Annotated in this window: 8 protein-coding genes; 1 reads left to right on the top strand and 7 read right to left on the bottom strand. The window is 74.4% G+C overall.

Going from position 1 to position 9,839, the window contains the following annotated elements; all coding sequences use genetic code 11:
• Positions 1-923, top strand: a 923-nt coding sequence (locus E9549_RS21350) for a ParB/RepB/Spo0J family partition protein (RefSeq protein ID WP_236828601.1), incomplete at its 5' end; no start/stop codon positions are given.
• Between the two features lie 73 nt (positions 924-996).
• Here E9549_RS21350 and E9549_RS21345 read toward each other — a convergent pair.
• The 7 genes from E9549_RS21345 to murJ all read right to left on the bottom strand — a co-directional run.
• On the bottom strand, positions 997-1,992 hold the full coding sequence (locus E9549_RS21345) for a D-alanine--D-alanine ligase (protein WP_236828600.1): 996 nt from the start codon (positions 1,990-1,992) through the stop codon (positions 997-999).
• A complete protein-coding gene (locus E9549_RS21340; RefSeq protein WP_236828599.1) occupies positions 1,989-3,407 on the bottom strand; it encodes a PLP-dependent aminotransferase family protein in 1,419 nt (472 codons plus the stop codon). Before E9549_RS21340 ends, E9549_RS21345 begins: the two co-directional genes overlap by 4 nt.
• A 99-nt stretch (positions 3,408-3,506) precedes the next feature.
• Positions 3,507-4,658, bottom strand: a complete 1,152-nt coding sequence (locus tag E9549_RS21335) for an N-acetylmuramoyl-L-alanine amidase (RefSeq protein ID WP_236828598.1) — start codon at positions 4,656-4,658, stop codon at positions 3,507-3,509.
• A gap of 123 nt (positions 4,659-4,781) precedes the next feature.
• Positions 4,782-5,108 (bottom strand): thioredoxin, encoded by a 327-nt coding sequence (gene trxA / locus E9549_RS21330; protein ID WP_236828597.1) that lies wholly within the window; start codon positions 5,106-5,108, stop codon positions 4,782-4,784.
• A gap of 112 nt (positions 5,109-5,220) precedes the next feature.
• On the bottom strand, positions 5,221-6,201 hold the full coding sequence (trxB, locus tag E9549_RS21325; RefSeq protein WP_236828596.1) for a thioredoxin-disulfide reductase: 981 nt from the start codon (positions 6,199-6,201) through the stop codon (positions 5,221-5,223).
• A gap of 103 nt (positions 6,202-6,304) precedes the next feature.
• Positions 6,305-7,975 carry a hypothetical protein gene (locus tag E9549_RS21320; protein ID WP_236828595.1) on the bottom strand — a complete coding sequence of 557 codons (1,671 nt, stop codon included), beginning with the start codon at positions 7,973-7,975 and terminating at the stop codon, positions 6,305-6,307.
• A gap of 80 nt (positions 7,976-8,055) precedes the next feature.
• On the bottom strand, positions 8,056-9,839 hold a 1,784-nt coding region (gene murJ / locus E9549_RS21315), incomplete at its 5' end, for a murein biosynthesis integral membrane protein MurJ (RefSeq protein WP_236828594.1).

The following is a 9,839-nucleotide window of genomic DNA, read 5'->3' as shown; positions in this document are numbered from 1 at the left end:
GCGCACCCGGCACGCCCACGGCGTCGCCCGCCGCGGTCAGCCTGGTGCCCTCCCCGGTGCCGCTCCCGGGGGCGCAGGACGCGTCGGCGGACGACGCCGTGGGCGTGCCGGGTGCGCAGCTGCGCGAGGTCTCGGTCGAGGACGTCGTCCCCAACCCCAAGCAGCCGCGCCAGGTCTTCGACGACGAGGCCCTGGAGGAGCTGACGCACAGCGTCAAGGAGTTCGGCCTGCTCCAGCCGATCGTCGTCCGGGAGGCCGAGGCCGGGCGCTACGAGCTCATCATGGGCGAGCGGCGGCTGCGTGCCGCCCGCGCCGCGGGACTGGGGACCGTGCCGGCGATCGTCCGGGACACCACCGACGACGCCATGCTGCGCGACGCCCTCCTGGAGAACATCCACCGCGTCCAGCTGAACCCGTTGGAGGAGGCCGCTGCCTACCAGCAGCTGCTCGAGGAGTTCGGGGCCACCCACGAGGAGCTCGCGCAGCGGATCGGTCGCAGCCGTTCGCAGGTCACCAACACCATCCGGCTGATGAAGCTGCCGGTGAAGGTGCAGACCCGCGTCGCAGCCGGCGTCATCTCCGCCGGGCACGCCCGCGCACTGCTCGGCCTGCAGGACCCGGTCGCCCAGGACGCCCTGGCCACCCGCATCGTCGCCGAGGGGCTGTCGGTGCGCGCCACCGAGGAGGCCGTCGCCCTGGCCGCCGCGGAGGAGCCCGCGGCCAAGCGGCGGACGCGGCGCATCTCCGCGCCCGGCGTGGAGGAGCTGGGCTCCCGGCTCTCGGACATGTTCGAGACGAAGGTGAAGATCCAGATCGGCCGCTCGAAGGGGAAGATCGTCGTCGAGTTCGGCTCGGTCGACGACCTGCAGCGCATCATCGGCGTCATGGCTCCGGACATCACCGGCCGCCGACCCGAGGCCTGACCCCTAGCCGATACGAAGGCCCCTTCCGTCACTGACGGAAGGGGCCTTCGTATCGGCTCTCGCGGAGGTCGGCCTAGCCGGGGTTCCCGGCCCGCCGGGCGAGCAGCCGGCCCAGCACGGTGCCGAGGTCGTACCCGGCCGCCTCGACGGCCATGGGGAACATCGAGGTCTCGGTGAGCCCCGGGGAGACGTTGACCTCGAGGAAGTGCACCTCCCCGTCGGGCGTGATGATCGCGTCGGTGCGGGACAGGTCGGCCAGGCCCAGGACCTCGTGCACCCGGACGGCGACCTCGGCGGCGCGGGCGGCGACGTCGTCCGGGATGCGCGCGGGCGCGTGGTACTCGGTGAGACCAGGCGAGTAGCGGGAGCTGTAGTCGAAGACGCCGGACTCCGGCTCGATCTCGACGGCGGGCAGCGCGACCGGCCCCTCGCCCAGGTCGATGACGGCCAGGGCCACCTCGACCCCCTCCACGTAGCGCTCGACCATCACGGTGTCGCCGTACGCGAAGCAGCTCACCATGGCCGCGGGGAGGTCCTCGACGCGGCTGACCTTCTGCACGCCGAGGGCAGACCCACCCGACGCCGGCTTCACCATGAGCGGCAGGCCCAGGCGGGCGACCATGAGGTCCAGCACCGCGCCGGCGCCCAGCTCGCGGAAGGTGCTGTGCGGCAGCGCGACCCAGTCGGGTGTGGTCAGGCCGGCGGTGCGGACCACGGATTTCGCGGCCGGCTTGTCCCAGGCGAGCCGGCACGCCGCCGCCGGTGAGCCGACGTAGGGGACCCCGGCCAGGTCGAGGACGGCGCGGAGGGCGCCGTCCTCACCGGTTGCGCCGTGCAGGGCGATGAAGACGGCGTCGGCCGGCGCCGCGGCGAGCCCCGGCAGCAGGTCGGCGTCGGCGTCCCGCAGCTCGGCGTCCACACCGGCGCGGGTGAGCTCCTCGACCACCTGGGTGCCCGAGGAGAGGCTGACCTCCCGCTCGAAGGTCAGCCCGCCGGCGAGGACGACGGCGCGCAGCGGGTGGCGCTCCTCGGCCGCGGCGGGCTCTGCGGTGGGCGCGGTCTCGCTCATCGGCCGTCCTCGTACGTGTCGCTGTTCGCCGGACCGACCATCGACTCGGCGTCGTGGCCGGACCCGGGGCGGATCGCCCGGAAGGTGCCGGTGTCGACCTTGTCGAACGTGGAGTGCAGGTCCAGCTCCGCCTCCACGACGCGGGAGAGGCGGCGGACGCCCTCGCGGATCTGGTCGGGCTCGGGGTAGCAGTACGACAGCCGCATGTACTCCTGGCCGCTGCCGTCGGCGTAGAAGCCGATCCCCGGCACGTAGGCGACGTGGGCTCCGACCGCCCGTGGCTGCATGAGCTTGGCGTCCAGCCCGTCGGGGAGCTTCAGCCACACGTAGAAGCCGCCGTCCGGACGGGTCCAGGTGGTGCCCGCCGGCATCAGGGCGGCAAGGGACTCCAGCGTGGCGTCGCGGCGCTCGCGGTAGAGCTCGGTGAACAGCTTGATCTGCTCCCGCCAGGGCTGGGTGTCCAGGTACCGGGCGACGGCGTACTGCGTCAGCGACGGCGGGCAGAGCACCTGCGCCTCGGTGGCCAGGACGAGCTTCTCGCGGACGGCGAGGGGGGCGAGCACCCAGCCCACCCGCAGGCCCGGCGAGAAGGTCTTGGAGAACGAGCCGAGGTAGATGACCCGCCGGGAGTCGCGGGCGCGCAGGGCGCGCATGGGCTCCCGGTCGAAGCCGAGCAGGCCGTAGGGGTTGTCCTCGATGACGAGCAGGTCCCAGCGCTCGGCGATCGCCATGATCGCCTCACGGCGCGGCTCGGAGAGGGTGACACCGGCCGGGTTGTGGAAGTTCGGCACCGTGTAGAGGAACTTCACCCGGTCGCCGGCGGCGCGGCAGGCGACGAGCGCCTCCTCGAGCGCCTCCGGGATCAGCCCGTCGTCGTCCATGGCGACGTGCCGGACCCGCGCCTCGGCGGACTGGAAGACGCCCAGCGCGCCGACGTAGGACGGCGCCTCGGCGAGGATGACGTCGCCGGGGTCGACGAAGACGCGGGTGACCAGGTCCAGCCCCTGCTGCGAGCCGACGGTCACGACGACCTCGCTGGGCGAGGCGTCGGTGATCCCCTCGAGGGCCATGACGTCGCAGATCCGCTCGCGCAGCCGCGGGTCGCCCTGACCCGAGCCGTACTGCAGCGTCTGCGCGCCCATCCCGGAGACGAGGTCGCCGATCATGGAGCCGACGGCGTCCAGCGGCAGCGCGGTCACGGCCGGCATGCCACCGGCCAGGGAGACGACCTCGGGCCGGCTGACGACGGAGAACAGCGCCCGGATCTCCGAGGTCTTCATCCCGTGGGTGCGTGCTGCGTAGCGGTCGGCCAGCGGGTCGAGCCGCGGATGACGCGGCGCGGGGTGGGGGTGCGCACCCGGGTGCGCCCCCTGCTGTCCGGGACCGGCAGGCAAGCCGGGCGGGGAGGTGGCCACCCCAGGAGTGTAGGCGCGGTGGGATGGCCGCCCGGTGGGACCACCGGTGACGGGTGGACCGTTCGGCGGGGCCGGTGGCCGGGCGCGTGGGCTCTGCGGCTACGCCCTCCCGGGGAGCAGGAAGGTCCCGGTGGCCGGGTCCGCCTCGGCCGGCAGGTAGAGCCGCTGGACGGCGGCGAGGACACCGTGGGCGATGGCGCTGCGGACGCGGGCGTCCAGCAGCAGCAGCCGGTCCACCGGGTGGGAGAGGTAGCCGCAGTCGACGCGGACGGCGGGCATCCGGGTCATGCGCAGCAGGTCCCACGTCTTCGGGTGCGACCCGAGGTCGAGCAGGCCGGTGCGGGCCACGATCTCCCGGCGCACCAGGTTGGCGAACTGCTCCCCGACGGTGGAGGAGGCGCCGGAGCCGGTCCCGTAGTAGTAGCTGGCGACCCCCCGGGCGTGCTCGGAGCGGTGCGCGTCCAGGTGCAGCGAGAGGAAGAGGTCGCCCCGGGCGTCGTTGGCGAACGCGGTGCGCTCGGCGTGCGCCGGCCCCTGCCCGCGACCGCGGGTGAGGTAGACGGTGGCGCCCGCGGCCGCCAGCCGGCCCTCGATGCGGGAGGCGAGGTCGAAGACCAGGTCGGCCTCGGTGGTCTCCCCCACCGTGAAGCCGGTGTCCGGCCCGCCGTGGCCGGCGTCGACGACGATGCGCCGCCCGATCAGGTGCGGGCCGCTCTCGACGAAGGAGGCGCTCTGCCGCAGCAGCTGGGGGCGGCCGCCGGTGACCTTGCGGCCGAGCTGGCGCAGCGCGCGCAGCGTCGCGGGGCCGCAGGTGCCGTCGGAGGTCAGCCCGTAGTCGCGCTGGAACGCCCGCAGCCCCTGCTCGGTCTCCGGGCCCAGGATGCCGTCGGCCCGGCCGGCGTCGTAGCCCAGCTCGAGGAGACGCTCCTGGAGGCCGGTGACGTCGTCGCCGCGCATCGGCCGCTCGGGGTCGTAGCGGAGCAGCCGGTCCCCCAGCGACCAGCGGGCCTCGCTGAGCGCCCGGTAGGTCTCCTCGCCCACCCGGCCGTCGACCGAGAGGCCGCGGACCTGCTGGAAGTGGCGGACGGCGAGCTCGGTGCCGGCGTCGTACTCCGCCGACTCCAGGGCCGGGTCGGGACCGTCGGGGGATGCGGGGAGGAGGCCCAGGCTGCGGAGGGCGGCGTGCACGTCGGCCACGGCCGGCCCGCGGTCCCCCCGCCCCAAGGGCTGCATGCGGCTGTCGGTTCCCATCGTGCGCCGATTGTCGTCCCTGCCGGTGTCGTCGGCGCGCCCGGGGCGGCACCCCGCCCCCGGGAACGGCGGAGGCCCACCCGTCCGGTGGACGGGTGGGCCTCCGCGAGCACGCTCTGGTGCTCAGATGTAGTCGGCGAGGTCGCTCAGGATGGCGCCCTTGGGCTTGGCGCCGATGATGCTCTTCACCGGCTTGCCGCCCTGGAAGACCGTCATGGTCGGGATGGACATGACCTGGTAGTCACGGGCGATCTGCGGGTTCTCGTCGATGTTCAGCTTGGCGATGGTGAGCTTGTCGCCGTGCTCGGCGGCGATCTCCTCCAGCACCGGGGCGACCATCTTGCACGGACCGCACCACTCCGCCCAGAAGTCGACGAGCACGGGCTTGTCGCTGCCCAGCACGTCGGTGGCGAAGCTGGAATCGGTGACGGTCACGGTGTTGCCTGCCATGGTCGTTCTCCCTCTCGGTCGACTGGCTCGTTGCTGGCGCTGACGAGGTTGCCTGGCACGACAACCGGTCGCGTGGACCGGTTATGCCCGGCTGGGCGAGCCCGATGCGGGCTCAGCGCTCGTCGAAGGTCTCGGCGAGCCACCGCTCGGCGTCGATCGCGGCGGCGGCACCCGTGCCGGCCGACGTGATCGCCTGGCGGTAGATGTGGTCGACGACGTCACCGCAGGCGAAGACGCCGTCGATGTTGGTCCGGGTGGTCGGGTGGTCGACCTGGATGTAGCCCTCGTCGTCCAGCTTGAGCTGGCCGGCGAAGAGCTCACTGCGCGGGTCGTGGCCGATGGCGACGAACATGCCGCTCACCGGCATGGTCTCGGTGGCACCGGTGGTGGTGTCGGTCAGCTCGACGGCGGAGACGGTGGTGTCGCCGAGGACGTCGGTGACCTGCTTGCCGAGGGCCCAGCGGATCTTCTCGTTGTCCTGCGCCCGCTTCTGCATGATCTTCGAGGCGCGGAGCTCCTCGCGCCGGTGGACGACGGTGACGCTCTTGGCGAACCGGGTGAGGAAGGTGGCCTCCTCCATCGCCGAGTCACCGCCGCCGACGACGACGATGTCCTGGTCGCGGAAGAAGAAGCCGTCGCAGGTGGCGCAGGCGGAGACGCCGCGGCCCAGCAGCCGCTGCTCGTTGTCCAGGCCGAGGTACCGGTACTTGGAGCCGGTGGCCACGATCACCGCGTGCGCGCGGTGCACCTGGTCGCCGACCTTGACGATCTTCGGCTCGGCGGTCAGGTCGACCTCGGTCACGTCCGACGGCACCAGCTCGGCGCCGAAGCGCTCGGCCTGGGTGCGCATGTCGTCCATGAGCTGGGGCCCCTGGATGCCCTCGGGGAACCCGGGGAAGTTCTCGACCTCGGTGGTCGTCATGAGCGCACCACCGAACTGCGAACCCTCGAACACCAGCGGGTGGAGGTTCGCCCGGGCGGCGTAGGTGGCGGCCGTGTACCCGGCGGGCCCCGAGCCGATGATGATGAGGTCGCGGACGCCGTCGTGCTCGGCGGGCGGGATCGCCGGCTGGGTCACCTCACCGGTGGTCACGGCGGGGCCAGGGGTCGGCTGGTCTGCAGTCACGGGCGGCACAACGACGATCCTAGGGGCGGCATTCCCCGTGCCACCCGCCGGTGATCACCCTGGTCCGCCGTCAGCCGGCGGTGCTGATCTCCACCTCGGCGAGCTCCGCGGAGAAGCCGTCCGGGCTGTCGACCAGCCCGGTGAGCCAGACCAGGACGTAGCGCGCGGTGACGGTGTCGTCGAAGGGGAGCTCGGTGCGCTGCTCCAGCGTGCCGTTCGCGGCGACGGCGAAGTCGTCCAGCGCCCCGTCCGCGGTGTCGGCGGTGCGGATCTCGACGGTGGCGCCGGGGAGCGCCGTCTGGACGGTCACCCCGGCGAGGTCCTGGGGGGAGCCGAGGTCGTAGACGACGCCCACGCCGGGCTTGAGGTTCCCGAACGCCGGGGAGCCCCGGTAGGTGAGCGTGGGCCAGCTGGTGGCCGGGTCGCCGTCGTAGGACAGCGGGACGTCGTCGTCGTTCTCGGGCGCGCCGTCGCCGAACGGGTCGTACACCTGCGCCCCCGCGATGGCGGCCGCCGACCCGGGCTCGCCGGCCGGCTCCTCGCCCGCGCCGCCCTCGGCGACCGGGGCGCTGGTGGCCGGCGGGGTGGAGCCGTCGATGTCCTCGTCCACGGCGTCGGTCACCGACAGGACGCTGGACCCGATCCACCAGGCGAGCGCGATCACCACGAGCAGGGCCAGCAGCGGCAGCGCGACGACCACCAGCCGGTGCTTCCGGGCGTCGTCCTCGTCGTCCTCGTCGAGGTCCGCGGGGTCGGCGTACCGGCCGGCGGAGGTCGACCCGCCGGCGTGCAGCACCCCGAACGGCTCCTCCTCACCGGCAGGTGGGGCCGGCGGGAGCGCCGGGCCGGCGGCGATGGTGTCGTGGGGTGAGCGGGCGACGGGGGCGGGCTCGTCGTCGCCCCCGGGCCGCACCGGCGGCACGGGCGGCAGCGTGCCGGGCTCGAGCCGCACGGGTGCGGCGGCCTCGGCCCGGCGGTCCCGCCCGCGGCGGCGCCGGCCGCCCTCGGCGTCCTCCCCGCGGTGCGGCGGCAGCGGCGGGGTGGGCCCGGTCCGCGGCCGCTCCGCGAGCAGCGACGCCATCGCGGCCACGCTGGACAGCCCCTGGCCGGGTTCGGTGGAGCGGGCCCGGCGGGCCAGGGCCACCAGGTCGGAGGGGCCGGTGGCGGTCCGGGCGCCGGGGCCCACGCCGGTGAGGCAGGCCTCCAGCAGCTCGCCGAGCGCGGTGATGTCGCCGTGCACGGTGCCCGACGCCGCCGGCACCGCCCGCAGGCCGACCAGCCCGTTGGGCCGGAGGACGACGTTCTCCAGCGTCAGGCCGCCGACGGCCAGGCCCACGCGGTGCGCCTCGGCGACGCCCTCCGCGAGCCGGCGCAGGACCAGTCGCACGTCGCGCTCGGGCATGGGGCCGGAGCGGAGCCGCTCGGCCAGGGTCTCCCCGTCGATCCACTCGTTGACGACGTAGGCGGCGCCGCCCGGGGCCTGCGGGTCACCGCTGCCCTCCGAGGCGTCGTAGACCATCGCCAGCGCGGGGGTGGCCAGCCCGCCGGCGGTGAGCGCGCGGGTGATCCAGGCGTGCGCGGCGGGGCCGGCCGGCACGTGCACGCGGATGGCGACGTCGCGGTTGAGGACGCGGTCCTTGGCCCGCCAGCTCTGGATGACGCCGGTCGGGGTGGTCTCGTCGGGCCCGATCTGGTCGAGCGGTCGGTAGCGGTCGGGCAGTCCGGTGGTCGTGGACGCCATCGACACTGTCGACTCCCTGTGCTGCTCCGGCCGCCGAGGCGGACGCTCCGGCACGGTCGGCTCCCCCGCCCGGCCCTCGGTCACCTGCGCCCCAGCCGGGCCCGCAGCGCAGCGACGGGCTCCCGGACCTCCGGAACGCGGGCCACCACCAGACCGGTCAGTGCGACGCCGCCGATGACCAAGGTACCGATGAGGACTTCGGCGAGCGAGCCTGCCGTCGACCGTTCGCCCAGGTCGCCGGTCACGATCCGGACAAGACCGCCGGCCAGGCCGGCGACGACCGCGACGGCCGTGATCCGGGCCACCGGGCCCAGGGTGACGCCGGTCTGCAGCCCGCCGAGCCGCCGGCGCAGCGCGAGGTCGCCGATGACCCAGCCGGCCACGTAGGTGAGCCCGGTGGCGACCATCAGCCCGGCCACCACGAGGTCCGGGTCGACCACCGCGGGGACGAGCAGCAGCAGCGGCACCCGGACGGCGACCATGCCGATCTGGATGAGGGTGGGCGTGCGGGCGTCCTTCATCGCGTAGAACACCCGCAGCTGCAGCAGGGTGACCGCCATCGGGAGCAGGCCGAACGCGCCGGCGGCCAGCGCGGTGCCGATGGCCGCGGCCTCGTCGGCCGAGGTGTTGCCCCAGGCGAAGACGAGGACGCCCAGGGGCGGGCCCAGGACGGTCAGCGCGGCGGTGACCGGCAGCAGCCCGAGCGCAGAGAGACGGGTGCCCAGGGAGAGGTCCTGGACCACACCCGGCACGTCGGAGCGCGCGGCGGCGCGGCTCATGCGGGGGACGAGCGCGGTGAGCAGCGCGACGCCGATGATGCCGTAGGGCATCTGGAACAGCAGTTGCGCGTACCCGAACGCCGCCGAGCCCAGGCCGCCCTCCCGGCCGGCCTCGTTGGCCACCCGGAGGGCGACCAGCACGCCGACCTGGCTCACGGCCACGTAGGCGATCACCCACAGGCCGAGGGTGCCGGCCTCGCGCAGCCCGGTGTCGCGCAGACCCCAGCGGGGCCGCAGCGGGACGCCGGCCCGGCGCATCAGCGGCAGCAGCACCGCCGCCTGCACCGCGATGCCCAGCACCGTGCCCGCGCCGAGCAGCCACACCAGGCCGGCGGGGATGGTGGAGGGCTCCAGCGCGCCCGGACCGCTGGCGGCCAGGAACACCAGGCCGGTGGCGATGACGACGACGTTGTTCAGGACCGGTGCCCACGCCGGTGGGCCGAAGACGCCGCGGGAGTTCAGCACGGCCTGGGCGAACGCGCCGAGCCCGTAGAAGACGATCTCGACCAGCAGGATCCGGGCCAGCCAGTTGGCCAGCCGGTACTGGTCGGGGTCCTCGTCGAGCCCGTAGAGCGAGGTCAGCAGCGGTGCCGCGAGCACGGCCAGCGCCGTCATGACGAGCAGGCCGCTCAGCGCGATCGTCGCCAGCCGTTGCGCGTAGGCGGTCCCCCCGTCCCGGTCGCGCTCCTGCGCGTGCACCAGCAGCGGCACGATCACCGACGTGAGCACGCCGCCGAGCAGCAGCTCGTAGACGATGTTCGGCAGCGTGTTCGCGGTGTTGTAGGCGTCGGCGACCAGGCCGACGCCGAGGGCCGCGGCCAGGACGATCGTGCGCAGCAGGCCGGTGATCCGGGAGACCAGCGTCGCGACCGCCATGGTGCCGGCCGCCCGCAGGATCCCCCCGCTGGCCCCGGGCGCGCCCTCCCGCCGCTCGACGTCCTCGTCGGTCTCCTGGTCGGCGCGCGGCACCGGCGGCAGCACCGGCATGGGGAAGACCTGGGTGTCGTCCGCGGCCGGCACCCAGCGGTGCCGCAGGGGCGGCAGCGGCGGGACCGGGGTGGCCGGCCGCGGACGACACCCAGGTC

This window comes from Blastococcus sp. MG754426 (assembly GCF_021699055.1).
Lineage (GTDB): Bacteria > Actinomycetota > Actinomycetes > Mycobacteriales > Geodermatophilaceae > Blastococcus.
Note: the sequence above shows the minus strand (reverse complement) of the source record. Positions and strands in the feature narration are given on the sequence as shown.